This window comes from Streptomyces puniciscabiei, from assembly GCF_006715785.1.
GTDB lineage: Bacteria > Actinomycetota > Actinomycetes > Streptomycetales > Streptomycetaceae > Streptomyces > Streptomyces puniciscabiei.
Genome location: NZ_VFNX01000001.1, coordinates 3,337,767 through 3,363,618 on the forward strand (window position 1 = coordinate 3,337,767; position 25,852 = coordinate 3,363,618).

17 protein-coding genes, 1 tRNA gene and 1 riboswitch are annotated in these 25,852 nt (G+C 73.2%); of the genes, 8 read left to right on the forward strand and 10 right to left on the reverse strand.

All coding sequences use genetic code 11. The annotated features are described in order from the left end of the window. Window positions 1–38: 38 nt before the first annotated feature. Complete coding sequence (locus FB563_RS15335) at window positions 39–671, reverse strand: GTP cyclohydrolase II (protein ID WP_055709954.1); 633 nt, start codon at window positions 669–671, stop codon at window positions 39–41. 116 nt (window positions 672–787) lie between these two features. Then, window positions 788–1,297 (reverse strand): MarR family winged helix-turn-helix transcriptional regulator, encoded by a 510-nt coding sequence (locus tag FB563_RS15340; protein WP_055709955.1) that lies wholly within the window; start codon window positions 1,295–1,297, stop codon window positions 788–790. A 62-nt stretch (window positions 1,298–1,359) separates the two neighbouring features. On the opposite strand from FB563_RS15340, the gene FB563_RS15345 reads away from it, so the two are divergent. Next, the gene (locus FB563_RS15345; RefSeq protein ID WP_055709956.1) at window positions 1,360–2,493 is read left to right on the forward strand and encodes a dihydrofolate reductase family protein; all 1,134 of its coding nucleotides are present in this window, start codon (window positions 1,360–1,362) and stop codon (window positions 2,491–2,493) included. 79 nt (window positions 2,494–2,572) lie between these two features. On the opposite strand, the gene FB563_RS15350 is transcribed toward FB563_RS15345, so the two are convergent. Further along, a tRNA-Met gene (locus FB563_RS15350) sits at window positions 2,573–2,646 on the reverse strand. Window positions 2,647–2,758: 112 nt separating this feature from the next. Here FB563_RS15350 and FB563_RS15355 point away from each other — a divergent pair. From FB563_RS15355 to FB563_RS15365, 3 genes are all read left to right on the forward strand, one after another. Next, window positions 2,759–3,952, forward strand: a complete 1,194-nt coding sequence (locus tag FB563_RS15355; protein WP_055709957.1) for a PP2C family protein-serine/threonine phosphatase — start codon at window positions 2,759–2,761, stop codon at window positions 3,950–3,952. Window positions 3,953–4,186: 234 nt separating this feature from the next. Then, a riboswitch (cyclic di-AMP (ydaO/yuaA leader) is annotated at window positions 4,187–4,333 on the forward strand. A gap of 9 nt (window positions 4,334–4,342) precedes the next feature. After that, entirely contained in the window at window positions 4,343–5,368 is a 1,026-nt protein-coding gene (locus FB563_RS15360) for a M23 family metallopeptidase (protein WP_055709958.1), read from the forward strand. A gap of 70 nt (window positions 5,369–5,438) precedes the next feature. Next, window positions 5,439–6,383 (forward strand): aldo/keto reductase, encoded by a 945-nt coding sequence (locus FB563_RS15365; protein ID WP_055709959.1) that lies wholly within the window; start codon window positions 5,439–5,441, stop codon window positions 6,381–6,383. A 77-nt stretch (window positions 6,384–6,460) separates the two neighbouring features. Here the strand turns inward: FB563_RS15365 and FB563_RS15370 are convergent, their stop codons facing one another. The 4 genes from FB563_RS15370 to FB563_RS15385 all read right to left on the reverse strand — a co-directional run bounded on the left by FB563_RS15370 (window position 6,461) and on the right by FB563_RS15385 (window position 11,487). Beyond that, a complete protein-coding gene (locus FB563_RS15370) occupies window positions 6,461–7,783 on the reverse strand; it encodes a PrsW family intramembrane metalloprotease (RefSeq protein WP_199833016.1) in 1,323 nt (440 codons plus the stop codon). 42 nt (window positions 7,784–7,825) lie between these two features. Continuing rightward, window positions 7,826–8,674: a tRNA (guanosine(46)-N7)-methyltransferase TrmB gene (gene trmB, locus FB563_RS15375; protein WP_142218720.1), complete on the reverse strand. Its 849-nt coding sequence runs from the start codon at window positions 8,672–8,674 to the stop codon at window positions 7,826–7,828. A 107-nt stretch (window positions 8,675–8,781) separates the two neighbouring features. After that, window positions 8,782–9,999, reverse strand: a complete 1,218-nt coding sequence (gene lhgO, locus FB563_RS15380; RefSeq protein ID WP_055709898.1) for an L-2-hydroxyglutarate oxidase — start codon at window positions 9,997–9,999, stop codon at window positions 8,782–8,784. A gap of 63 nt (window positions 10,000–10,062) precedes the next feature. Then, on the reverse strand, window positions 10,063–11,487 hold the full coding sequence (locus FB563_RS15385) for an NsdA family TPR-like regulatory protein (RefSeq protein WP_055709899.1): 1,425 nt from the start codon (window positions 11,485–11,487) through the stop codon (window positions 10,063–10,065). A 668-nt stretch (window positions 11,488–12,155) separates the two neighbouring features. Between FB563_RS15385 and FB563_RS15390 the strand changes: the two genes are divergently transcribed. Then, complete coding sequence (locus FB563_RS15390; protein WP_055709900.1) at window positions 12,156–14,231, forward strand: asparagine synthase-related protein; 2,076 nt, start codon at window positions 12,156–12,158, stop codon at window positions 14,229–14,231. A gap of 301 nt (window positions 14,232–14,532) precedes the next feature. Continuing rightward, entirely contained in the window at window positions 14,533–17,868 is a 3,336-nt protein-coding gene (locus tag FB563_RS15395) for an AfsR/SARP family transcriptional regulator (protein WP_208766298.1), read from the forward strand. Between the two features lie 25 nt (window positions 17,869–17,893). Here FB563_RS15395 and FB563_RS15400 read toward each other — a convergent pair whose 3' ends face one another. Both FB563_RS15400 and FB563_RS15405 read right to left on the reverse strand, forming a co-directional pair. Continuing rightward, window positions 17,894–19,810: a sigma-70 family RNA polymerase sigma factor gene (locus FB563_RS15400; protein ID WP_208766299.1), complete on the reverse strand. Its 1,917-nt coding sequence runs from the start codon at window positions 19,808–19,810 to the stop codon at window positions 17,894–17,896. Between the two features lie 197 nt (window positions 19,811–20,007). Beyond that, window positions 20,008–20,787: a TetR/AcrR family transcriptional regulator gene (locus FB563_RS15405; protein WP_055708630.1), complete on the reverse strand. Its 780-nt coding sequence runs from the start codon at window positions 20,785–20,787 to the stop codon at window positions 20,008–20,010. A 377-nt stretch (window positions 20,788–21,164) separates the two neighbouring features. Here FB563_RS15405 and FB563_RS15410 point away from each other — a divergent pair, with 377 nt between their 5' ends. Continuing rightward, window positions 21,165–22,544 carry an NAD(P)/FAD-dependent oxidoreductase gene (locus tag FB563_RS15410; RefSeq protein WP_055708629.1) on the forward strand — a complete coding sequence of 460 codons (1,380 nt, stop codon included), beginning with the start codon at window positions 21,165–21,167 and terminating at the stop codon, window positions 22,542–22,544. Between the two features lie 132 nt (window positions 22,545–22,676). Beyond that, window positions 22,677–24,323 (forward strand): ATP-binding SpoIIE family protein phosphatase, encoded by a 1,647-nt coding sequence (locus FB563_RS15415; protein WP_055708628.1) that lies wholly within the window; start codon window positions 22,677–22,679, stop codon window positions 24,321–24,323. A gap of 200 nt (window positions 24,324–24,523) precedes the next feature. On the opposite strand, the gene FB563_RS15420 is transcribed toward FB563_RS15415, so the two are convergent. Further along, the gene (locus FB563_RS15420) at window positions 24,524–25,807 is read right to left on the reverse strand and encodes an MDR family MFS transporter (protein WP_234357900.1); all 1,284 of its coding nucleotides are present in this window, start codon (window positions 25,805–25,807) and stop codon (window positions 24,524–24,526) included. Window positions 25,808–25,852 lie beyond the last annotated feature (45 nt).

The following is a 25,852-nucleotide window of genomic DNA, read 5'->3' on the forward strand; positions in this document are numbered from 1 at the left end:
TCGCCGTGGGGCGATGGGCCACCGGGCCGCCGACGGGCTCAGCCCACGCCCAGCTCGGCCAGCGGCAGGGTGTGCCGGGTCTGGAGGACCTTCGCACGCAGGTAGCGCACGTTGTGGGCCGTGGTGAAGACGCCGGTCGGCACCCGGTCCCGTACCACCACGCCCAGTGCGCGCAACTGCTCGGCCTTGTCCGGGTTGTTGGACAGCAGGTCCAGGTTTCCGATGCCGAGGGCGGCGAGCATCTGCGCGGCGGCCGTGTAGTCGCGGGCGTCCTCCGGCAGGCCGAGCGCGGCGTTCGCCTCGTAGGTGTCGAGGCCCTGGTCCTGCAGGGCGTAGGCGTCGAGCTTGTTGTAGAGACCGATGCCGCGGCCCTCCTGGCGGAGGTAGAGCAGGACGCCGCCGCGGTCGGCGATGCGCTCGACCGCCTCGCGCAGCTGGGGTCCGCAGTCGCAGCGGGCCGAGCCGAAGACGTCGCCGGTCAGGCACTCGGAGTGCAGGCGCACCAGCGGGACGGCGCCGGGGGCGGGGTCGCCGAGGACGACGGCGACGTGCTCCTGGCCGTCGGCCAGGCCGTGGAAGGTGACGAGTTCGGCGTCGACGCTGTAGCCGTCGTGGAAGCGCAGCGGTACCCGGACGCGGGCGCGCGGCGTGGCGGCGGGGGTGTCGGGCATGCGGGTCCCTCCGGGTGCGGGCATGTGCTTCAGTTTTGAAGCAGCGCTACGCAGGGGACCCTACATCATGCTTAAAAGTTAAAGCAATCGGATTCGGGTGATCCGCTGCGGGGCGGTCACGAACAGGACGAACGGCGCCGCCAGGGCACGTCCTCCGTGCCGGACTCGCCACCGTCGCCCTGCAGCCCGCGTGCGATCCCCGCGCAGATCTCCTCAAGCTGCCCCACCTGCTCCGGTGTGAGCCGGTCGAACAGGGTGGCGCGCACGGTCTCGACATGCCCGGGCGCCGTACGCTGCAGTACGGCCAGTCCCTCGTCCGTCAGCACGGCGATGCTGCTGCGCTTGTCCCAGCGGCACTCCTCCCGGCGCACCAGACCGTCCCGCTCCAGCCGGGTCACCGCGTATGTCAGCCGGCTGCGCGTGATCTTCAGCGACTCGGCGAGGTCGGTCATCCGCAGCCGCCGGTCGGGCGCCTCGGAGAGGTTGGCCAGCACGGAGTAGAACAGGTGCGGCATGCCGGCGTCCTGCTGGAGCTGTCGGTCGATCGCGTCCTCCAGGAGGTGGGTCGCGGCCAGGTACGCGCGCCAGGCGCGCTGCTCCTCGGGGCTGAGCCAGCGGGTCGTCATGCCGCCAGTGTAAGTTTGTTTCAAACTTGAACCAAGCCTCGCCCCGCAGGGAGACCGCGCCGATGTCGTACCCGTACGTGCTGCTGTCCGCCGCCGTCTCCCTCGACGGCTATCTCGACGACACCGGCCCCGACCGGCTCCTGCTGTCCAGCCCGGCCGACTTCGACCGGGTCGACGCGGTACGGGCCTCCGTCGACGCCATCCTGATCGGCGCCGGCACGATCCGCGCCGACAACCCGCGGCTGCTGGTCAACTCCGCCGAGCGCCGGGCGGCGCGGGTGCGGGAGGGCCGGCCGGAGTACCCGCTGAAGGTCGCCGTCACCGCCGGCGGCGACCTCGACCCGGACGCCAACTTCTGGCACACCGGCGGCGAGAAGCTGGTCTACACGACCGACGAGGGCGCCGAGCGGGCGGCCGGGCGCGTCGGCGGCACCGCGGACATCGTGCCGCTGGGCCCCGACCTCGACTGGCGGGCGCTGCTGACCCACCTGCACGACGTGCGCGGCGTCGAGCGGCTGATGGTCGAGGGCGGCGGCACGGTCCACACCCAGCTGCTGCAGCTCGGCCTCGCCGACGAGCTCCAGCTGGTCCTCGCCCCGCTGTTCGTCGGCGACCCGGCCGCACCCCGCCTGTTCGGCCCCGGCGGCTACCAGGCCGGCCGGCTGCGCCTGACCGAGACCCGCAGGATCGAGGACGTCGTCCTCATGCGCTACGAGCCCACGGCCCCCGGAACCGGCCCGCTGCCCACCGCGGCCGACCGTCACTGGTTGCGTACGGCGTGCGAACTGGCCGCGCTGTGTCCGCCCTCGCGGACGGCCTTCAGCGTCGGGGCGCTCGTCGTGGCCGGAGACGGCACGGAGCTGGCCCGGGGCCATTCGCGGGAGGGGGACGACCCCGTGGTCCACGCGGAGGAGGCCGCGCTGGCGAAGCTCGACCCGGCGGATCCCCGGCTGGCCGGTGCCACGGTCTACAGCAGTCTGGAGCCCTGTGCCCGGCGGGCCTCCCGTCCGGCGCCCTGTGCCGAGCTGATTCTGCGGGCGGGGGTGCGGCGGGTGGTCACGGCCTGGCGGGAGCCGGACACGTTCGTGGATTCGGCCGACGGGAGCGGGGTGCTGGCGAAGGGGGGCACGGAGGTGGTCGTACTGCCTGAGCTGGAGGAGTCCGCCAAGGCGCCGAACAGGCATCTGCTCGGCTGAGCCCCTCCCCGGGCCCGCCCGGGGCCGGGGAAACACTCAGGGCCCGGAAACCAATGGCTTCCGGGCCCTGAGCCTTCAGTAGCGGGGACAGGATTTGAACCTGCGACCTCTGGGTTATGAGCCCAGCGAGCTACCGAGCTGCTCCACCCCGCGTCGTTGTGTCTCTACTGTACACCACCCGGTCATCCGATCGGCCGCACCGGGGTCGCCCGCCGCCGCGTCGCCCGCAAACCTGGACTCACGTCGGACATGTGGGAGACAAGCGGTGCGCCCTGGTGAGGTGGAGGAGAGCCCGTACGCCAGGGCGGGCGGCCGGCTCCCCGGCGACCCCGTGCCCGACCCCGGCCTCGGCGACGAGCCCGTGCCCGTGCGCGTGCCCGTGCGGCGGACTCCGCGGCCCGCCCCGCGCTCCCTCGCCCGCGCCCTGCCCGCCCCGCTGATCGCCGGCGGTGTGCTGTACGGCCTGCTCACCCCGAGGGAGTTCACCGCCGTCCCGTTCTTCACCGCCGCGCCGCTGATCGCCGCGCCCCTGTCCTCGCTGCGCACCACCGTGCTGACCGGTGTCGCGGCCGTCACCGCCATGTACGCGGTGCACACCCGGACCGGCGAGCATCCGGTTGTGGCCACCGTCACGGACGTCGTCACCGTGGCCACGGTCGCCCTGCTGGCCGTCGCCATCAACCGCGTGGTCCGCCTCGGCGACCGGCGGCTCGCCTCCGCCCGGGAGATCGCCGAGGCCGCCCAGCGGGCCGTACTGCCCGAGCCCGCCGAGCGGATCGGCGGCTTCGAGATCGCGGCCTGGTACGAGGCGGCCCGGCAGGACGCCTTCATCGGCGGCGATCTGTACGCCGTGCAGGACAGCCCGCACGGGATCCGGCTGATCGTCGGCGACGTGCGGGGCAAGGGGCTGGGCGCGGTCGCCGCCGTCGCCGTGCTGATCGGGGCGTTCCGGGAGGCGGCCGAGCAGGAGCTGACGCTGGAGGCGGTCGTGCAGCGGCTGGAGCGGGCGCTGGCCCGGGAGGGGACCCGGAGGGACGGGGTCGACGCCTTCGAGGGGTTCACCACCGCCGTGCTCGCCGAACTCCCGCACGGTGAAGGCCTGGTACGGATCGTGAACCGCGGGCATCCGCCGCCGCTGCTGCTGTACGCCGACGGCACCTTGCGCACGCTGTCCGCGCCCGAGCCCGCGCTGCCGCTCGGCATGGCCGACCTCGGGATGTGGCCCGACCGCGCCCAGGAGGAGGGCTTCCCGCACGCGGCCACCCTGTTGCTCCACACCGACGGCCTGTCCGAGGCGCGCGACGCGTACGGCCGGTTCTACGACCCCGAGCGGCGGCTCGCCGGACGCGCTTTCCCCGGTCCGGGCGTCCTGCTCGACCGGCTCGCCGGTGAGGTGCGGCGGCACTCGGGCGGCGGGATGGCGGACGACATGGCGCTGCTCGCCGTACGCCGCACGTGATCGTCTTCACGGCCGGTGAGCGGACGAACGCCCTCCGCATAACATCTGAGACACCATCAAAAATGCCGAGACTCCTGAACGGCGGTCAACTCGCCCGGTTTGCCGCGGTAATGGTTGGTAAGTCCTGGCCCGAAAACCTTAACGATCAAGCCGAACGGCTTGGAAAGTGACTGGCAGGTCTATTAACGTTCGATAACGCAGCGCGGTCGTCCCAGCCGTCACAAGAGGCGGCTCCGTGCGCACGCGCCGAATCCCGCGAGGGAACCGGGGAACCACCACCTTGGGGTGAATCGCGCGAATGCCGCAGTTGGTATACGCGCGTAGGAGACCTTCCTGCTCCGAACCCGTCAGCTAACCCGGTAGGCGGAGGAAGGAAAGGAGTACGCCCGAGTGGCGTCCAACCGGCCCGCCCCAGAAGCCCCGTTCGTGCCCTCGCAAGCCCAGCCGGAGACCTTCGGCTACGGCGCCTACCGCGCCGAGGAGGGGCCCTGGGAGGAGTGGAACCCCACCGAGGACTCCGTCGCCTCGGCCCGTGGCCGGCACCGCGTCACCAAGCAGCGCGGCGGCTTCGCGCGCAGCTCCACCGTCCTCGGCGTCGGCGTGATGGCCGCGGTCGGCGCGGGCGGCATGGCCAGCGCCAACACCGGAAAGCCGCCGGTCTCCATATCCCTGCCGGACCTGGACTCCGTCGAGCACATCTTCGGCGGCTCCTCCGATGCGCACCAGGCCACCGCCACCGGCCTCAGCAAGGTCGGCGTGACCACCGACAGCACCGACAGCGGCAGCGCGGGCGAGGCCCTGCGCAACCGGATCATGGCCCAGGCCGAGCAGCAGAAGGGCCAGGCCGACAGCAAGGCCACCGCCGCCGCGATCGCCGCGGCCGACCAGCAGACCGCCGCCGCGGCCGCCAAGGCGGAGAAGGAGGCCGCCGCCAAGGCCGCCGACGCCAAGGAGAAGGCGGAGGCCGACGCCAAGAAGACCGCCGAGGCCAAGCGGCTGGCCGAGCTGGCCAAGCAGTACACGCTGCCGGTCGTCTCGTACACGATCACCGGCACCTTCGGGCAGCCCGGCGCGATGTGGTCCTCCGGCTACCACACCGGCCTCGACTTCGCCGCCCCCACCGGCACCCTCATCAAGGCCGTCCACAGCGGCACGGTCACCCAGGCCGGCTGGGCGGGCGCCTACGGCTACCGCACCGTCATCACCCTGGACGACGGCACGGAGCTGTGGTTCTGCCACCAGTCCTCGATCAACGTCTCCGTCGGGCAGAAGGTCTCCACCGGCCAGGTCATCGGCCGCGTCGGCGCCACCGGCAACGTCACCGGCCCGCACCTGCACCTGGAGGTCCACCCGAACGGCCAGGCCACCGCCATCGACCCGGCGCCGTGGCTGCGCGACAAGGGGCTCAACCCCTGACCGTGCCATTCGTGTGAATCCGGCGCCGACGGTGGGATGTGATCATCCCCCGTCGGCGTTGACTTGGAGCATGACTTCTCTGCGCACACTCGGCTCCTCCGACCTCCAGGTCTTCCCGCTCTGCCTGGGCGGCAACGTCTTCGGCTGGACCGCCGACGAGGAGACCTCCTTCGCCGTCCTCGACGCCTACACGGCGGCCGGCGGCAACTTCGTCGACACCGCCGACTCCTACTCGGCCTGGATCGACGGCCACAAGGGCGGCGAGTCCGAGACGATCATCGGCAAGTGGGTCAAGGCCCGCGGCAACCGTGACAACGTCGTCATCGCCACCAAGGTCAGCCAGCACCCCGAGTTCCAGGGCCTGTCCGCAGCCAATATCAAGGCCGCCGCCGACGCCTCCCTGCGCCGCCTGGACACCGACTACATCGACCTCTACTACACCCACTTCGACAAGCCCGAGGTCCCGGTCGAGGAGATCATCGGCGCGTTGGACGAGCTGGTGAAGGTGGGCAAGGTCCGTCACATCGCCGCCTCGAACATCAGCCCCGAGCGCCTGAAGGCCTCCCTGGACTTCTCCGACCGCGAGGGCATGGCCCGCTATGTCGCCCTCCAGCCCCACTACAACCTGGTCTCCCGCGACACCTACGAGGGCCCGCTGCAGGACCTGGTCGGCAAGGAGGGCCTGTCCGCGGTGCCCTACTTCTCCCTCGCCTCGGGCTTCCTGACCGGCAAGTACCGCCCCGGCACCAAGGTCGACAGCGCCCGCGCGAGCCGGGCCCAGGAGTACGCGGAGTCCGAGCGCGGCCAGAAGGTCCTGGCGGCCCTGGACGAGGTCGCCGCCGCCCATGACGCCCCCGTCGCCAGGGTCGCCCTCGCCTGGCTCGCGGCCCAGCCGACGGTCACGGCCCCGATCGCCTCGGCCCGCACGGTGGACCAGCTCCCCGCCCTCCTGGACGTGGTGGGCCTGACGCTGACGCAGGAGGAAGTGCAGAAGCTGACGGAGGCGTCGGCCTAGGTCACCTTCTCCCGCCGCGAGGGCGCTCAGTCACGGCGGCGCATTCCGGCGGTGCCGAACTCTCCGCGACCCATCGGCTACGACCGATACGGGTTGTAAGCGGAGTAGGGCGCCGCCGGATAGCCGTACCCCGGCTCATAGGCCATGGGCACCGGCACCGGCGGGTGCACCGGCCGAACCGGCGGAGCCAGCCGCGCCGCGTACTCCAAGGCCGGCCGGGCCACCTCCCTCCGCTTCCACAGCTCGTCCAGCAGCTCCCGCTCCCGTACGACGAAGCCCGCCCCGGCCTTCCCCTTGCGCCCCCGGTGCCGCAGGAAGGCGAGCGAGGTGGCGTACGCCTCGTACTGCGCCACCGCCCGCGCCGCCGGCCGGCCGCCGTGGTGCCGGGCGTAGTCACGGGCCGTCCGCCGCGCCCGCATCGACCCGAGCGCGAACGGTTCGGCCGGCCCCAGCCAACCGGCCAGCACATACGCCGGCAGCTCCTCCCGCACGGTCCGCAGCTCCCGTTGCCGCGTGAAGATCGCGAGCCAGGTCAGCAGCCCGAACACGGGCACCATGAAGCAGCCGTAGACGGCGAAGAACCCGAACTCGCCGAAGGTGGAGGAGCCGTTCCAGAAGGCGTGCATGCTCATCGCGAGCAGCAGCCCGCACACCGGCAGCAGGGCCCGCCGGGCGCGCTGCCGCTCGGCGGAGAGCGCGGCGGTGCCGAAGCCGAGGCCGGTGAGGGTGGTGAACAGCGGGTGCGCGAACGGGGACATCACGATGCGCACGAAGAAGGTGGCGGCGGTGACGGAGGCGATACCGCGGCCGCCGCTGATCTGGTCGGCCCCGAAGGCCGTACCCAGGTAGAGGATGTTCTCGGTGAACGCGAACCCGGTGGCGGTGATGCCCGCTATCACCACCCCGTCGACGATCCCGGTGAAGTCACGTCTGCGGAAGAGGAAGACGAGCAGGACGGCGGCGGCCTTGGCGGACTCCTCCACGATGGGCGCTATCACCGTGGCGCCGAGGGTGTCGGCACTGGCCGGATCGGCGGTGGCGGTGGCTATCCACTTGGTCGCGAAGCTGTTGGCGACGATGGCTATCAGCGCCGCCGCGCACGCCCCCCAGGCGAAGGCGAAGACCAGGTTCCGCCAGGGGCCCGGCTCCACCCGGTCCAGCCACCGGAAGGCGGCTATCAGCCAGGGCACGGGCAGCACGGCGAGACCGAGCCCGACGAGAAACCCCTCGGTACCGGTCTGCCTGCGCACCAGCGCGAGGATGACGAGACCGGACAGCGCGAGCAGGGTGATCAGTGCTCCGTACCGCACCCACCTGCGCTGCCACCAGTGCGGATGGCGGAGCAGCACAGGTCCGTGGGGGCCCGGGGGATACGTCGGAAACGGAGGACTGGTGGCCACGGCATCGACCCTAACGGTGACGCGACGAGGGGCTGGAGCGGTTTATCGGTCCTGATGACCGGACTGTTCGCGGTCCTGATGCGGTACGCGTCTGAAGAGCAGATCGTTCACCACATGTCCCTTGTCCAGTCCCTGCCCCTCGAAACGGGTCAGCGGCCGGAACGCGGGGCGCGCCGCGAAACCGCCGTCCGCCTGCGTGTTCTCGAAGTCCGGGTGCGCGCTGAGCACCTCGAGCATCTGCTCGGCGTACGGCTCCCAGTCGGTCGCGCAGTGCACGAGCGCGCCGGGCTTCAGCCGCGTGGCGGCGAGCGTGAGGAACTCGGGCTGGATGAGGCGCCGCTTGTGGTGCCGCTTCTTGGGCCAGGGGTCGGGGAAGTACACCCGCAGCCCGTCGAGGGAGTCGGGGGTGAGCATCTCCCGGAGCAGGATGATCGCGTCCCCGTTGCCCACCCGGACGTTGGACAGTCCGCCGCGGTCGGCGAGAGCCAGCAGATTGCCCTGTCCCGGGGTGTGCACGTCGACGGCGAGGATGTTGGTGTCCGGGTCGGCGGCGGCCATCTGCGCGGTGGCCTCGCCCATCCCGAACCCGATCTCCAGCACCACGGGCCTGTCGTTCCCGAACAGCTCGCCGAGGTCGATGACCCGCTGCCCGTCGATGTCCAGTCCCCACGTGGGCCACAGCCGCTGCAGCGCGTCCGCCTGCCCGGCGGTCACCCGGCTGCGCCGCGGCTGAAAACTCCGGATCCGCCGCTCGAAGTGGGACCCGGCGGGATCGGCCTTGGGCCCGTCCGGAAACCGCGGCTCCCCCTTGGCCCGGGTGCGCCGGACGGACACGCCGGGGGTGTGGGGGGCCGGCGTGGGGGCTTCGGGGGCGTTGAGGAAGTCAGACACAGTGCTTCCGATTTTACGGTGCCCTACGAGGGTGCCCTCTTGGCCGACCGAGACGGGTGGGCGAGTGGGAAACGGGGGCCCGGGGGGCGGAGCTCCCTGGTAGGGCACTACAGCGAACCGAGCATGGACAACACCCGGCGCCCTATTTCCCGCCCGATCGGCAGCGAAGCGGTAGCCGCGGGCGAGGGCGCGTTCAGCACGTGCACGGTCCGCGCCCCTTCCCGGATCAGAAAGTCGTCCACCAGCGTCCCGTCCCGCAGCACCGCCTGCGCCCGCACCCCGGCAGGGGCCCGCACCAGGTCGTCCGCGGCCACCCCGGGCAGCAACCTGCGCACCGCCTCCAGGAACGCCCCCTTCGACAGCGAGCGGTGCAGCTCCCCCGCGCCGTATCTCCAGTGCCGTCGGGCGATCGCCCACGAGCCCGGCCAGGCCACGGTCCCGGCCAGCTCCCGGGGTCGCACGACCCCCCAGCCGTACCCCTCCCGGGCGAGCGCCGGCACCGCGTTGGGGCCGATGTGCACGCCTCCGTCGATGCCCCGGGTCAGATGGACCCCGAGGAACGGGAAGGCCGGATCCGGCACCGGATACACCAGCCCGCGCACCAGCTCCGGCCGCGCCAGCTCGTAGTACTCCCCGCGGAACGGCACGATCCGCACCTCGGGTTCGTCCCCGGTCAGCCGGGCCACCTCGTCGCAGTACAGCCCGGCGCAGTTCACCATCACCCGCGCGCGGACGACATCCCCTGCCGAGGTGAGCACGGCCACGCCCCGCTCCGGGCGCCGGTCGATCCGGACGACCCGGGCGCCGTACCGGATCTCGGCCCCGGAGGCCCGCGCCAGCTGCCGGGCGACCCCGACGAAGTCGCACACCCCGGTCGTGCCGACGTGTATGGCCGCCAGTCCCCGCACCTCGGGTTCGTACTCACCGATCTGGGCGGAGCCCAGCTCCCGCACCGGTATGCCGTTCTCCCGGCCTCTTTGCACGAGCGCGTGCAGGCGGGGCAGCTCCTCGCGCTCCGTGGCGACGATCAGCTTGCCGGTGACGGCGTGCGCGATGCCGTACTCGGCGCAGAACTTGACCATCTCGGCGGCGCCCCGCACCGCGTACCGCGCCTTGAGGGAGCCCGGCCGGTAGTAGATCCCGCTGTGGATGACCCCGCTGTTGCGCCCCGTCTGGTGCCGGGCCGGCCCCGGCTCCTTCTCCAGCACGGTGACCGCCGTGCCCGGCGCGGCCCGCGTGATCGCATACGCCGTGGACAGCCCGACGATCCCCCCACCGACCACGAGCACATCACAGTCGTACGCCCCGACCGGCACCTGCACCACCTCCCGCTACCGATAGTGCACTGCGCCACTGACAGTGGCTTCAAACGCCAGTGGTGACGGTTCTCATGCCGGGGCCATCAGCAGCGGGCGGGCCCGCTCCCGCAGCTCCACCACCCGCGGCTCGTCCCTGTACGGCTCCAGCCGGTGCAGAAGATCCTTCACGTACTCGGTCGTGCGCGCCGACGAGATGCGCCCGGCCACCTCCACGGCCCGCACTCCCTGCTCACAGGCGGCGTCCAGATTCCCGGACTCCAGCTCGGCCACCGCCGAGACGACCAGCCGCAGCCCGTGCGACCGCACGAACTCCTCCGTCGGCTTGGACAACGCCTGCTCGGTGAAGCGCCGCACCTGCCTGGGCGCCTTCAGGTCCCGGTAGCACTCGGCCGCATCCGCAGCGAAACGGTCATATCCATAGAAACCAAGCCAAGAAGGATCGTTGTCCCCCTCCCGGGACCGCTCGAGCCAGCCCTCGGCCGCCTTCAGCGCCGCACCCGCCGCCTGCGCGTCCCCGGCACGCGCGTGTGCCCGCGCCTCCACCAGCCGGAAGAAACTCATCGTGCGCGCGGTCGCCAGCCCCCGGTTGCGCTCCAGTGCGGCCTGCGCCAGGTCGACCCCCTCGTCGCCGAAGCCGCGGTACGTCGCCTGCAGCGACATGGACGCCAGCACATAGCCGCCCAGCGGCACGTCCGCCGCCGCGCGCGCGAGCCGCAGCGCCTGGATGTAGTACCGCTGCGCCGCCTCCTGCTGGCCGGTGTCGAAGGCCATCCACCCGGCGAGCCGGGTGAGTTCGGCGGAGGCGCCGAAGAGCGCGCGGCCGACCTCGTCGGAGTAGGAGCCGAGCAGCAGCGGTGCCGCCTCCACCCGCAGGCACTCGGGGACCATCGACGAACGCCAGTCCCCGCCGCCGTACTTGGAGTCCCAGCGCCTCGCGTCCTCGGCGGCCTCCCGCAGCTTGCGGACATCGCTGTGGCCGACTTTGATCGGTGCGCCGGACCCCTCGGCGGAGCCCGCCTCCCGCGCGACCGAGCTGTCGGCGGGGGTTATCAGCCAGCGCGAGGCGGGCGTTGCGTATGCGCTCACTGCGAACGATCCGGCGAGCGACTGCCAGATGCCACCGGAGCCGGCCCGGCGTCCGGCGAGGTCGAGACGGTACAGCTCCGTCGCCGACTTCACCGCCTGTCCGACGTCTCTGGGGAAGGCGAGGCCCACTTCGGGCGCGGGATCCGCGTCCGCCAGGCCGATCTCGTGGAGCGGCACCGGGCGGCCGAGCTTCTGGCCGATGGCGGCCGCGATGAGGTGCGGCGCCGCGCCCTGCGGCACCATCCCCTTCGACACCCAGCGCGCCACCGAGGTCTTGTCGTAGCGAAGAGTCAACCCGCGCTGCGCACCAAGGTCGTTGACGCGCCGGGCGAGTCCTGCGTTGCTGATTCCCGCGAGGGCGAGAACGGCGCCGAGCTTTTCGTTCGGCCCGCGTTGCTCCCTGGACATGCGCCACCCCTCGACACAGACGGCTGCCGCGCTGGCATAACCATGCGGCATTCGTAAACCCAGCGTAGTTCGCCGCATCCCAAGCGTTAAGGGGCATTGTTCCGGTTGGCGGGATTGTGGTCCGTACGAAGGTGCGGTCCTGTACGCACCGTGCACGGCCTGTCGCCACGTGCCCCCACGCGTGTGGCCGTGCGCCCGTCCGTGCGCTCTTCTCCGGCCATCGAGGGAGCGGTTCCATGGCTCTTGCGTGGGTCGGCCCGCTGTACTGGATCCAGTGGGCTGGGGGACACCGCCACCTTCATCCCCGCGGGTGGCGGACCGGTCCGGGAGGCGATGCCCGCCTCCCGGACTGTGCGCGTGTCCGCGCCGCCACGCGTTCCGCAGGCCTGTACGGAGCGTGCTCACATCCCGTGGCGCTCAACATATTTGGCTGAAAATCGCCCCGGCCTGTCGCGGTTGACATGCGCTCCGACCATGCAACTTGAGGGCGCTAAGGGCGTTTTGGGGGAGCGTACAGGGGGCGCATTCGAGTCGCACCCACCCTCCGCCCGCTGGGCATTTCCCTCGATCGAAGCCGGTGCCGCCGCCCCTCCACAACGCGCCTCTCGTGGCAGCATGGGGATCCGGTTCGTACGGTGCACTGTTGTCCACAGCCTGTGGAGGCGTCGATGCGGTGGTTGGTGGGTTGGAGCAGCACCGCCGCGGGTGTCGCCGGGATCGGTTCCGCGGGCGCCACCGGCTACGACGGCGAGACCCTGCACCCGGTCGGCTCCCAACTCCTGTGGGGCGACCCGGATCCGCTGTGGGCCGTCGGCGACTGGCGCCCGGACGAGGTGCGCGTGGTGCGGGCCGACGCGGACAACAGCATCGCCGTCCTCGGCATCTGCGGCGCCTCCGACGAGGAGCTCAGACGCGGCCTGTTCACCGCGCGCGGGGGCGCACTGCGCCATCTGACCGCCTGGCCGGGCAGCTACACGGCCGTCGTCAGGGTCGGCCGCCGCATCACCGTCTGCGGCGACCTCGCGGGCGCCCGCCCGGTGTTCCACACCCCCTGGGCCGGCGGCACCGCCTACGCCACCGCCGCGCTGCCCCTGGCCGACCTCATCGAGGCCAACCTCGACTTCGCCCACCTGGCCGCCCTGCTCGCCGCCCCGGACGTACCCGCCGCGCTGCGCGACACCACGCCGTACGAGGGCGTCCGGCGCATTCCGCCGGGGCACGCACTCGTGCTGCGCGCCGGGGCGCGGGAGATCGCCGGGTACGAGCCGGTCGCCTCCCTCGCCGTGGCCGCGGCCCCGGCCGATCCCGACCGCGCCGTGGACGCCGTACGGGACGCGCTGGTGGAGGCGGTCCGCACCCGGTTGTCGGCCCCCCGGCACGTGCCCGACCTCGACCCCGGCCCGGTGCCCGGCATGGGACCGGCCGAGCGGCGGGCCCGGCGCGGGATGCCCGTGCCCGGCATCGGTGCCGACCTCTCCGGCGGCCCCGCCTCCGGCACGCTCGCGCTGCTGGCCGCCGGGCTGCCCGGCAGACCCGGCACGCTGCTCGGCCACGGCACGGGCGCGGGCGAGCGGCTCCTCGCCGTCACCTTCAACGACCTGGCCGTGGGCGGCCGGGAGGCCGAACTGGAGCGCGCCGGCGCCCTGGCCGCCAACCCACGCCTGCACCACGTCGTCGTGACCGGCGCCGAGGACACCCTGCCGTACGCCGACCTCGACGGCCCCCTCACCGACGAACCCGGGCCCTCGCTGGTGACCGCCGTCCGGCACCGCGCCCGGCTCGCAGCAGGCAGCGCCGACCACTTCACCGGCCACGGCGCCCGCCAGGTCCTGGACGCCCACCCCGCGCGCCTCGCCGACCTCCTGATGGACCGCCAACGGCGCCACCTGGTGCGCCCGGTCGCCGCGCTCGCCAAGGCCGACGGCTCGGTGATGGTCCCCGCGCGCGTGTACGGCGCCGCCCGCCGGCTCGCCCGCACGCCCTACCGGGCCGGTCTCGAGGTGCTGGCCGAGCGGCTGATGCGGCGCCGCTTCGACGAGCCCGGGGGAGCGGTCGGCGCGTCCCTCGCCGCGCTGACGTGGGCCAGACCCGGGCCGGCGGCCCGTTGGCTGACCGGGGAGGCGCTGGCCGAAGTATCGGTTCTGCTGCAGGCGGAGGCGGACCGCTCGGCAGCCGGGCACCAGCGTCCCGGCGAGTACCGCGCGCGTGCCGGCCTCGCCCGCCACGCCGCCGACCTGCGCGTCCTGGAACAGGCCGCCGAGATCCGCTCCCAGCGCCTGCACGCGCCGTTCCTCGACAACCAGGTCGTCCGCGCCTGCCGCGCCCTCCCGGAGGCCCTGCGCGTCCGCCCGGGCGCTCGCTCCTCGATCCTCCGTACGGTCCTGGAGGGCGCCGGCGTCGCCGACCTCCCGCCCGGCTGGGGCGCTCCCTCCCACGCCTCCTCGGCGGCGGCCGCACGCGCGGGCCTGCGCGTGGCGGCGGAACCCCTCCAGGACCTCTTCGCCAGCCCCCTGCTGGCCGACGCCGGCCTGGTGGAGGCCCGCGTCGTCCGCAAGGCGCTCCGCGCGGCGGCCGCCGGGGAGCCCCTCCCCCTGGACGGCCTCGCCGACCTGATCTCCCTCGAACTCTGGCTCCACCGCCTCCTGGCCCGCCGGGGGACGTGCTGGACGGGGACACCGGCACGCGCGCGTGCGGTGCCCTCCGGGATCCAGCCGCGCCGGGGAGCCCTGGCCTCCGGCGCTTGACGGCTCGGGTACTGCCCCAGCTCCATCTGGGGGCTGCCGCCCGGCCCCCGCCGGGTGGCTCCCGCCGTCAGCCGCCGCGGGTGCGTTGTGGCTGGTCGCGCAGTTCCCCGCGCCCCTGGGGGGTTGCAGTCGCCGCATCCGGATTCGCGCCGCAGGTGCAGGCGGTTGGAGCCGCAGGGGTGGCGCAGGCGGCACCCGGCAAGCGGCCCAAGCCCCGCCCAGGACCAGCACCGGGTACCGATCCAGCACAGCTGAGCGAAACCACGTCGCCCCACCCCGAGCCCCCCGCGACAATGACCAGGTGCGGTACAGAATCCTGGGCGTGGCCCAAGCAGCGGACGACCAGGGCACCCCCGTACCCCTCGGCGGCCGGCGCCTGCGCGCACTGCTCACCGCCCTGGCGCTCCGCCCCTCCCGCCCCACCACCCCCGACATCCTGATCGACGAGATCTGGGCGGACGACCCACCCCAGGACGCCCCCGCCGCGCTCCAGGCTCTCGTCGGCCGCCTCCGCCGCGCCCTCGGCCGGCACACCGTCGCCTCCACCCCGGGCGGCTACCGCCTGGAAGCGACCGAGGACGACGTGGACCTGTACGTCTTCGAACGCCTCCTCGACCTCGGCACCAAGGCCCTCGCCGGCGGTGACCCGGCCACCGCCCACCGCGCCCTCACCGAGGCCCTCGCCCTCTGGCACGGCCCCGCCCTCGCCGACCTCCCCGACCGCACCGCCGCCACCCGCCCGGAGGCCCTGCGCCTGGAGGCCACCCGAGCCCGCGCCACCGCCGCGCTCGACCTCGGCCGCGCCCCGGACGTCGTACCGGAGCTGACGGAACTCACCACCGCCCACCCGCTGGACGAGCCCCTGCGCGCCCTGCTCATCCGCGCCCTGCGCGACAGCGGCCGCCCCGCCGACGCCCTGGCCGCCTACGAGTCCGCCCGCCGCACCCTCGCCGACACCCTCGGCACCGACCCGGGCCCGGAACTCGCAGCTCTGCACGCGTCGTTGCTCACGCAGGGGGAACCGGGGCAGCCGAGGGTTTCCGAGCCGTCCCCGGCCCCCGCTCAACCCCCCGAACGCACCGGCAACCTCCGCCGCCGCCTGACGTCCTTCGTCGGGCGGGAACCGGAACTCGAGGCCATTCGTTCCGACTTGCACAGGGCCCGCCTGGTCACGCTCACCGGACCGGGCGGCTCGGGAAAGACCCGCCTCGCCGAGGAGGCCGCCGCAGGGCTCCCCCAGGCGTGGCTGGTCGAGCTGGCCCCGCTCGACCATCCGGAGGCGGTGCCCGGCGCCGTGGTCAGCGCGCTCGGTCTGCGCGAGACCGTGCTGATGACCAACGAGCTGGCGACCCCGCAGGCCGACCCCGTAGCCCTGCTGATCGAGTACTGCGCCCCGCGCAGCCAACTCCTGATCCTTGACAACTGCGAACACGTCATCGGCGCGGCCGCCGCCCTCGCCGAGACCCTCCTCACCCACTGCCCGGGACTCACGGTCCTCGCGACCAGCCGTGAACCCCTCGGCGTCCCTGGTGAGTCGGTGCGCCCGGTCGAGCCCCTGGTCCCGGAGCAGGCGCACCGCCTGTTCGCCGAGCGCGCGGGGGCCGTCCGTCCCGACGCCGACGCGGTGCTCGCCGACACCGCTGCCGTGGCGGAGATCTGCCGCCGCCTGGACGGGCTGCCGCTCGCCATCGAGCTGGCCGCGGCCCGGCTCAGGCTGCTGACCCCGCGGCAGATCGCCGACCGGCTCGACGACCGCTTCCGCCTGCTCACCTCCGGCAGCCGGACGGTCCTGCCCCGCCAGCAGACCCTGCGCGCGGTCGTCGACTGGTCCTGGGACCTGCTGGACGAGCGCGAGCGTACGGTGCTGCGCGAGGTGTCGGTGTTCGCCGGCGGCTGGGACCTCGCGGCGGCCGAGGCCGTGTGCACCGGCCCGGCGGCCGACCTGATCGGTGCCCTCGTCGACAAGTCCCTCGTCGTGGCCGCGCCCAGCGGTCCCGACGGCTCCGGCGGCATGCGCTACCGCATGCTCGAGACCATCCACGAGTACGCCACCGAGCGCGCGGCCGAGATCCCCGGACTGCGCGCCGGGGCCGAGCGCCGGCATCGGGCGTGGGTGCGGACGCTGGTGGAGGAGGCCGAGCCGCGCCTGCGGTCGGCGGACCAACTGTCCTGGATCTCCCGCCTGGAGAGCGAGCTCGACAACATCCGGGCGGCCTTGGACCGCTCCGTGCGCGCCGGCGACGAACCGGAGGCCGGCGCGATCGTGCTGGCCATCAGCTGGTTCTGGTGGCTCCGCAACCACCGCCAGGAAGCGATCGCCTGGGTCCGCCTGCTCCTCCGCCTGGGCGTGGCCCTGGACACCCTGAGGTCCTCGGACGCCCCGGTGCCCTCGGATGCCGGTACCGGCGCCGAGCTGATGTCCCTGGTGGAGTCGGCCGACCCCGTAGGGGCCTTCCTCGCCGTGCCCGACGGCGAGGCCGGGCATCCGCTGCGGGAGCTGCGGATGGACCTGCGGATGCTCGACCTGTTCCTGACCTCCGAATCGAATACCGAGCACCTCGCGGCCGACCCACGCGCCCGTGAGTACATCGCCCGCGTCCGTGCCGCCTACGAGTGCGGCGGTCCCCAGGCCGCCCGGCTCCCGGGCATCGTCTGGCCGCTGACCGCCTACTACCTGGGCGACCCGGCGGACCTCGGCCCGGACCTGACCGAGACCGTGGCCAACTGCCGTGTGTACGGCGGAGACTGGGAGATCGGCGTCTCCCTGATGTTCCGTACCCATGTGATCGTCGACTCCCCGGGCAACCTGCGGGGCGTGGACGAGGACCTGGCCGAGCTGCGGACGCTCAGCCGGCGCGTCGGGGACCGCTGGATGCGGGCGCAGGTGTGCAGCGCGGCCGGCGAGGCGGCCATGGTCCGCGGCAGGTTCGCCGAGGCACGCGGTGAGTACGAGGAGGCACTGCGCCTGGCCTACGAGGTCGGGGCGTACGCCGAGTCGCCGTTCCTGATGGCCCGGCTCGCCGAGATCTCCTACCGCTCCGGCGACACCGAGACCGCACTGGCCGTCCTGGAGGAGGCGGGAACGGCCGCCGACCGGTACGCGGTGCCGGAGTCGCGCGCCTTCGTCCTGCTGCTGCGCGCCCACATCGCCCTGCACCACGGGCAGGCCGCCCTTGCCCGCGAGCTGTACGAGCGGACCCACGCGGTGGCCCGCGGCGGCACTCCGCCACCGCAGTTCGAGGCGGCCCTGCGCATCGTCGAGGCGCTCCTCGCCGCCGAGGAGTCGGGCCCCGCGCACGGGCTGCCGATCGCCGCCGAGGCGCTGCGCGTGGCCCTGGCCCAGCGGTGCGCCGAGACGGTCACGGCGGGGCTGGTGGACGTCGCGGCCGGTCTGCTGGCCCGGTGCGGCGATCTCGCCGGCGCGGTCCGGCTGTTCGCCGCCGCGGACCACTGGCGCAACGGCAATCCGCGCCCCGAGCCGGAGTGCGGCGAGGCCGCCCGGGTACACGCCGACGCCCGCGCGGCCCTGCCGCCCGAGCGGTACGAGGCCGAGCGGGCCCGGGGAGCGTCCCTCGGCCCGGCCGACGTACTGCGGGAACTCGCCCCCACGGATCGGGCCCCCGCCCCCGGCCGCTGACGCCCACCGCCCTGCCGCCCCCGGCCTACCGGCAGGTGAACCGTGACTCCGCCCAGTCGGCGAGTGCCGTCTGGTCGAAGGCGTTGCCGTGCGGCCGTACGACGAGCCGTACGGTCCTGCGCCCGGTGAGGTCGACGTGGACGGGCACGGCCTGGTCGTGGCCCTTGACCGTGCCGGACTGCCAGAGCCGGACCCCGTCGGCCCAGACGGAGAAGGACACCTTGCCGAGGCCGAGCGTCATGTCGTCCACGCCGGCCAGCGCGTCGTAGGCGGTGCACTGCCGGTTGAGGGCGACGGTGACGGAGGACTCGCCGTGCACGGTCACCCCGCGCGCGTACCGCTTGTCGCCGATCGACATCCCGTGGCGCTGCCACACCCAGCTGCTCTCGGCGAGCTGGATCTCGGGCTTGGTGCCGTCGCCGTCGAGGTCGTAGTCGAGGTCGCTCAGCTCGTAGACGGTGGGCGCGGGCGGCACAGGGGGCGTCGGTGTCGGCGTGGGTCTCGGCGTGGGCGTGGGCGTGGGCGTCGGGGTGGGTCTGGGCGTCGGTGTCTGCGTGGGCGCGGGCGTGGGTGTCGGCGTGGGCGTCGGCTTCTGCGTGGGTGCCGGCTCGGGCGCGAGCACCACCGGCTCCGGCGCGGACTTCTTCTTCGACGGGGCCGGCGTCGGCGTCGGGGGCCGTACGACCGGCGCGGACGGTGACGGCTTGGCGGCCTCCTTCGCCGGCGGACGGCCGTCGTTCACCAGGGCCAGCGCCACCACGGCGGCGGCCACCGCGACCACACCGGCCGCGATCCCCGCCTTCACCGGCGCCGCGAGCCCCTCCGAGGCCGCGGCACCGCCCGCACCGCCGGACCCGCCGGACGACGCCCCGGTGGCCGCCGCGGCGGCACCCGCCGCCCCCGCCCCGGCACTCCCGGCGATGACGCCGAGCGCCTTGGCGTACCCGGCGGCCCCGAACCAGCCGATGACCGCGACCGGCACGACACCGGGGATACCGCCGGCGACCTCTTCGATCTGCGCGGCCGCCAGCCGGCACTTGGCGCATTCCTCCAGGTGCTTGCGCAGGCCCCGTTCGGCGCGGAGGCGCAGTTTGCGGCGGGCGTAGGTGCCGAGCTGGTCGGCGTAACGGGCGCACTCCTCGTCACCGGCCAGGGAGGCGCTGACGTGGGCCTGGAGATAGGCCTGCTTCAGCCCCTCGCGGGCGCGGCTCGCCAGCACGCGCGTGCCGTTGGCGTCCAGCCCGAACAGCACGGCCACTTCGCTCGGGGACTCGTCCTCCACCTCGGTGTGCCACAGCACGGCCTGCCAGCGCTCGGGCAGCGAGCGGAAGGCCTGCATGGCCATGGACTGCTCCGCCTCGTGCATCGCGCGCACATCGGCGCCGAGGTCCAGCCCCGCTCCGAAGGAGCCCAAGGACGCGGTGTCGTCGGGCACTTCGGAGGCGCGCGAGGCCTGCTGGGAGAAGACGGCGAAGTCGTCCACGAGCTGCTCACGCCGGGCGGACCTGGTCCAGTGCGCGGCGACGCGCCGCACGGAGGTCAGCAGATAGGCCCGCACGGCGTGCTCGGGCCCCGATCCGCCGCGCACCGCCTGCAGCATCCGGGCAAAGACCTCGGCCGTCAGGTCGTCGGCGGTGTGCCCGTCCCGGCAGCAGGTGCGCGCATACCGCCGTACGGAGCCCGCGTGCCGCCGGTAGAGCTCCTCGTACGCGGAGTCGTCACCGCCGCGCATCCGCTCGATCAGCTCGCCGTCGTCGGGGGGCGTCTCCCGGGGCGGCGGCAGCGCGCTGCCCTCACGCTGGGCCGGCACGCTCTTCCCGCTGCGCCCGACGGCGGAAGCCGGACGGCCGCCCTGGTTCGGCACCTGGGGCGGGGTCGGGCCGGCGGCGGCCTCCGCGCCCGCGTCGTCACCGCGTGACTCGTCCCACCCGTCAACGCCCATCGCGGAAAGCCCCCGCCCCCGGCCCAGCCCAACCCGTCACCGGCTCAGGGTGCCACAGCGCCTTTCGGCCAAGCCCCGCATGTTCACGGCATCCACCCATCCGAGGGTTCTTGCCGGCGCAGACCTCCGCCCACCACTCGAAAGGGTGGACGGCACCGCCGGCAAACGCCCACCCGCAGCCGCCGAAGACATGACCCCTACGCGGGACGTGACCGCAGCCCCTCCAGCAAAATGTCCAGCAGCCGCGCAGAGGCCGCCGCCTGATGTGCCGCATCCGGCAGGGACGGCGCCGCCGTGGCGATCACCAGCAGCACATCCCCCACGGACACATCCGTGCGCAGCTCACCGGCCGCCCGAGCCCGTTCCACCAGTTGCCCGACCACATCGAGCAACGCCCCGGCCCCGCTGTCCTCACCGGCGGACTCCCCGGACACCAGCCGAAGCTCCCCCGTCCCCGGCTGCACCCGCTGCTGCGGCACCCGGGCCTCCTCGGCGGAGCCCCCCGAAGCGTGCTGCTCGGCCGAACCGGCGGAGCCCTGCGCGGAGCCGACCCGCAGGACCTGCGGTGGCAGCAACCGCCCCGCCCCCGAGGCCACGGACGTCCGCAGGAAGCGGGACAGCGCCGACCACGGCTCGTCCTCCTGCCCGAGCGCGGCGCGTGCCTGCTCGGTCAGCCGCGCGGTCTCCTCCTCGGCTATCCGTCGGACCAGTACGTCCTTGCTGGGAAAGCGCCGGTACACCGTGCCGACACCCACCCGCGCGCGCCGCGCCACGTCCTCCATCGGCGCGCCGTAGCCCAGCTCGCCGAACACCTCACGTGCCGCACGCAGCACGTGCTCCAGATTGCGCTGTGCGTCCACCCGCAGCGGGGCCGTACGCGACCCGTCCGCGCGTCCGTTGCCCACCGCCGCGCTCATCGCCCCGGCACCCGGTGCGACGGCGGCTGCTGATGACCAATGCGTGTCCTGAACATGCATGTGTTTCCCCCGGTAATGACGTCTCCCCCCGGAGACTCCCCGCCACTTAGTCCGAAGTGCGCGGGACTGACACCGATCGCCACCGGCTTCGCCCGTCGCGATCCCAGTTCGACCACATTCCCCACACCCCGTCGACACACGAACATAGTTGAGAGGAAGTCAATTCAGAAGAGGCAGGTTCCGTACAGTGCGCCCCCCGATCGGAGTACGGGTCCGGTACGTCCCGGTTCGCCACTTTCGCGCCCCCGTGCCCGCCCTCGCTGACCTGCCCCCTTTCGGCTCGTCCCGACATCATGCCGGGTCCCGCGCCCACCCGGCCGCCGGTCACACAAATTGCCGGGGCTGTGGACAAACAACAGCGCCGGGTGCGTCATGGGATGGTGAAGGAACGTGCGCGCATTCTGGTTGTCGGCGGCGGCTACGTCGGGATGTACACGGCACTGCGTCTGCAGCGGAAGCTGAAGGGCGAGCTCAGGCGGGGTGACGTCGACATCACCGTTGTCACTCCCGACCCCTACATGACCTACCAGCCGTTCCTTCCCGAAGCGGCCGCCGGTTCGATCTCCCCTCGCCATGTCGTCGTACCGCTGCGCCGCGTCCTGGACCAGTGCCACGTCGTCGTCGGCGAGGTCACCTCCATCGACCACGCGGTGCGCACCGCCGCCGTCCACACCCTCGCCACCGCCGAGGAGGGAAAACCGGCCGAATTCCTCGGTTACGACGAGCTCGTGCTGGCCCCCGGCTCGATCTCCCGCACCCTGCCCATCCCCGGCCTCGCCGAGTACGGCATCGGCTTCAAGACCGTCGAAGAGGCCATCGGACTGCGCAACCACGTCATCGAGCAGATGGACATCGCCTCCTCCACCCGCGACCCCGCCATCCGCGACGCCGCCCTCACCTTCGTCTTCGTCGGCGGCGGCTACGCGGGCGTGGAGGCGCTCGCCGAACTGGAGGACATGGCCCGCTACGCCGCGCGCTACTACCACAACGTCCGCCCCGAGGACATGAAATGGATCCTCGTCGAGGCCACCGACCGGATCCTGCCCGAGGTCGGCGAGGAAATGGGCCGCTACACCGTCACCCAGCTGCGCCGCCGCAACATCCAGGTCCTGCTCGAAACCCGCCTGGACTCCTGCGCCGACCGTGTCGCCGTCCTCAGCGACGGCCAGCGCTTCCCGACCCGTACGGTCGTGTGGACCGCGGGCGTGAAGCCCAGCCCGCTGCTCGCCGCCACCGACCTGCCGCTCACCGAGCGCGGCCGGCTGAAGTGCACCCCCCAGCTGACCGTCGACGGCACGGAGCACGCCTGGGCGGCCGGGGACGCGGCCGCCGTACCCGACGTCACCGCCGCCGAACCCGGCACCGAGACCGCCCCCAACGCCCAGCACGCCGTGCGCCAGGCCCGGACCCTCGGCGACAACATCGCCCACGCGCTGCGCGGCGAGCCCCTCGAGACGTACGCCCACAAGTACGTCGGCTCGGTCGCCTCCCTCGGCCTGCACAAGGGCGTCGCCCAGGTCTACGGGCGCAGGCTGAAGGGCTACCCTGCCTGGTTCATGCACCGCGTCTACCACCTCAGCAGGGTGCCCACCTTCAACCGAAAGGCCCGCGTGCTGGCGGAATGGACCCTGGCCGGACTCTTCAAACGGGAGATCGTCTCGCTCGGTTCGCTCGAACATCCGCGAGCCGAGTTCGAACTCGCTGCCGGTGGAAAGCCTCCTCACAGCCCCTCGGACAACCCGAAGGGGTCGTCCTGACCGGACCCAGGAACTCCCCGGCCCGCCCAGGCGTCTGACGGATGTCGCCGCGGCGCGCCCCCTGCCAGACTGCCCCACGTCCTCGGACGGGCCACCCGCCCGTCCTTAAGCACCCACGAGGCTTCTTCCCAAGTGAACTTCACGCGCTGGAGCGCCCGGCTCCCCGGAACGCAGCGCCGCGCCGCCGCGCGGACCGAGACCCCGGTCTCCCCGGACCGGCGGGGGGAAGGCTCCGTGCCCACGGCCCGCGCCGAACGGCCGGCCGACGGCACAGCCCCGGTGCCCGCCGTCGACGAACTGCCCGCGCGCGACGTCCTCGACCGCGTCCCGGCCCTGGTCGCCCTGGTGCACGGCCGCGACCACCGCATCGCCTATGTCAACGACGCGTACACGGCGGCCTTCGGCGTACGGCCGATGGGCACGCCCGCGCGGGAGGCGCTCCCGGAGCTCGCCGGGCTCGGCCTGCTCCCGCTCCTCGACCAGGTGCTGCGCAGCGGCAAGCCCCGCACCCTGAAGTCCCGCAAGGCCGTCGACGGCCGCTCGTACACCTTCACCTGCACCCCGGTCGACGAGGACGGTGACCGGGACGGCGGCGTGCTCGTCTTCGCCACCGACGTCACCGATCACGCCGAGGCCGCCGAACGGCTGCGGGCCAGCGAGCGCCGCCAGCGCGAGACGGCCGTGACCCTCCAGCGCTCCCTGCTCCCACAGGAACTGGAACAGCCCGACGACCTGCGCATCGCCGCCACCTACCAGCCCGGCGGCACCGAGGCGGCGGTCGGCGGCGACTGGTACGACGTCATCACCCTGGGCGGCGGCCGCACCGCCCTGGTGATCGGCGACGTCATGGGCCGGGGTGTGCGGGCGGCGGCGGTCATGGGCCAGTTGCGCACGGCCGTCCGGGCCTACGCCCGCCTGGACCTCCCCCCGCACGAGGTGCTCCAGTTGCTGGACGGCCTGGCCGCCGAGATCGACGCCAACCAGATCGCCACCTGCGTCTACGCCATCCACGACCCCAACGAGGGAAGGCTGGTGTACGCCTCCGCAGGCCACCTGCCGATCCTGGTCCGCGACGAGAACGGCACCGTCTCCCGCGCCGACGAGCCCACCGGCCCACCGCTGGGCACCGGCGGCTGGATGCACGCCTCCGGCTCCATCGCCCTCGGCCCGGGCTCCACGGCCGTCCTCTACACCGACGGTCTGGTCGAACGCCGCGACGAGGACCTGGACGAGGGCATCGCGGCCCTCGAAGGCGCCCTCGCCGGTGCCACGGGCACGCCTCAGGTGATCTGCGACCGCCTGGTCCGCTCGGCCGGCGTCACCGCCGACCACGACGACGACGTCGCCGTCCTCGTCCTCCAGCACCCCGCCCGTACGGGCCCCGACGGCGAGCTCTTCCGCAACGCCGCCCTGGAACTCCTCGGCGGAGTCGAAGCGGCCCCCCGCGCCCGTGCGTTCGCCTCCGGCGTGCTGACGAGCTGGCGCTTCCCGCCCGAGCTGCACGACCTCGGTGTCCTCGCCGCGAGCGAGCTGGTCGCCAACTCCCTCCAGCACGGCACCCCACCGATGCGGCTGCGGCTCCGCCGCACCGACCGCCGCCTGATCATCGAGGTGACGGACGGCGACGACCACCTCCCGCGCCGCCGCCGCGCGGAACCGGGCGACGAGTCGGGCCGGGGCATCGCCATCGTGGCGACGATCGCCTCCCACTGGGGCTGCCGCAGAACGCCGGGCGGCGGCAAGGCCGTGTGGTGCGAGTTCGTACTGCCGAAGGGCTAGGCGCCGTGGGGATGGGGGGCGCGTTGCCGGGTGCGGGTGCGTAATGGGTTGCTCGCGCAGTTCCCCGCGCCCCTTCGAGGCACTCATCGCCGTCGCAGCCTGCGGGCAGTCGTGCCGCTGGGGCGGCACGGGTGGGCGCAGGCGGCACCTCCCAGCGAGCAGCGCCCCAGACGTGCCTAGTCACAGCACCGGGTGGCTTACTACGCCGCCAGGGACTCCGCGGGTGCCCCACCCCGGGCGACCACCCGGGTCCCGCGGGCCAGCCAAGGCCGGTCCTGCACCGGGGTGAGCCGCCTGCCCAGCCGCAGCGCCAGCACGCTGATCCCCAACGAGAACAGCAGGAAGGTCACGATGTACGGCCCGTGCAGCTCGGCACCGAGCGGCCCGCCCACTGCCGGACCGATGGCCAGGGCCAGCTGCTTGACCAGCGCGAACGCCGAGTTGTACTGCCCGGCCATCCCCTCGGGAGCCAAGTCGGCGACCAGCGGAGCGACCGTCGGCGACAGCATCGCCTCACCCAGCCCGAACAGCGCGTACGTCGACACGAACGCGGCCGTCGCCATCTCCTGGCTGCCATGCCCCAGCCCCGCGTACCCCGCGGCCAGCCAGGCCACGGCCCAGATCAGACCGACACCGGCGATGACCCGGGACCGCCGCCGACGCTCCACGAACCTCAGCACGGCGAACTGGGCGACCACGATCATCAGCGTGTTCGCGGCCAGGGCCGTCCCCAGCGCGGAGGTGGATATCCCGGCCGCCTCGACGCCGTACGCGCTCAGCCCGGACTCGAACTGGCCGTAGCAGGCGAAGAACAGCACGAAGCCCAGCACACACAGCTGCACCATCGCCCGGTTCCTGAGCAGCTGCTTCCAGCTGCCCTTCGCCGACTCGGCCGGGGCGTCCTCGATCCGCGGCGAGTGCGGCATCCGCACGGTCGCCATCACCGCGACCAGCAGCAGGAACATCGCGGCCTCGATCGCGAACAGCAGCGTGAAGGACGACACGCGCGTGGTGTCGACGAGGTGGCCGCCGATGAGGCCGCCTATCCCGAGCCCCAGGTTCTGCAGGAAGAACTGCATCGCGAACGCCCGCGACCGCGTGTCGGCCGTCGAGCAGTCCACGATCATCGTCGCCAGCGCCGGCTGCATCACGGCCTGCCCGGCACCGAGCGCCGCGGCCGACAGCAGTACCGCGGTGGCATTGCCCGCGAGGCCCAGGCTCAGCGCGCCGAGCGCGGCGGTGACCAGGGCGGCGAGCAGGACCGGCAGCGGGCCGCGCCGCACGATCGCCCGACCGGCGAACGGCAGCACGATCAGCGCGGCCACGGCGAAGACGGCGAGTACGAGACCCGCCGTCATGGCTCCCAGGCCCCGCACCTGCGCCACATAGACGTACAGGTACGGGACGGTGAAGCCGAGCCCGAACGCGCTGAGTGCGTTGCCCACGTGGATCCGGCGCATCGCTGCGCCCATCGCCCTGGTCACGTTCACCTCTCTCACTAGTTAGGCCTGAAGACTTCAAGGCTAAAG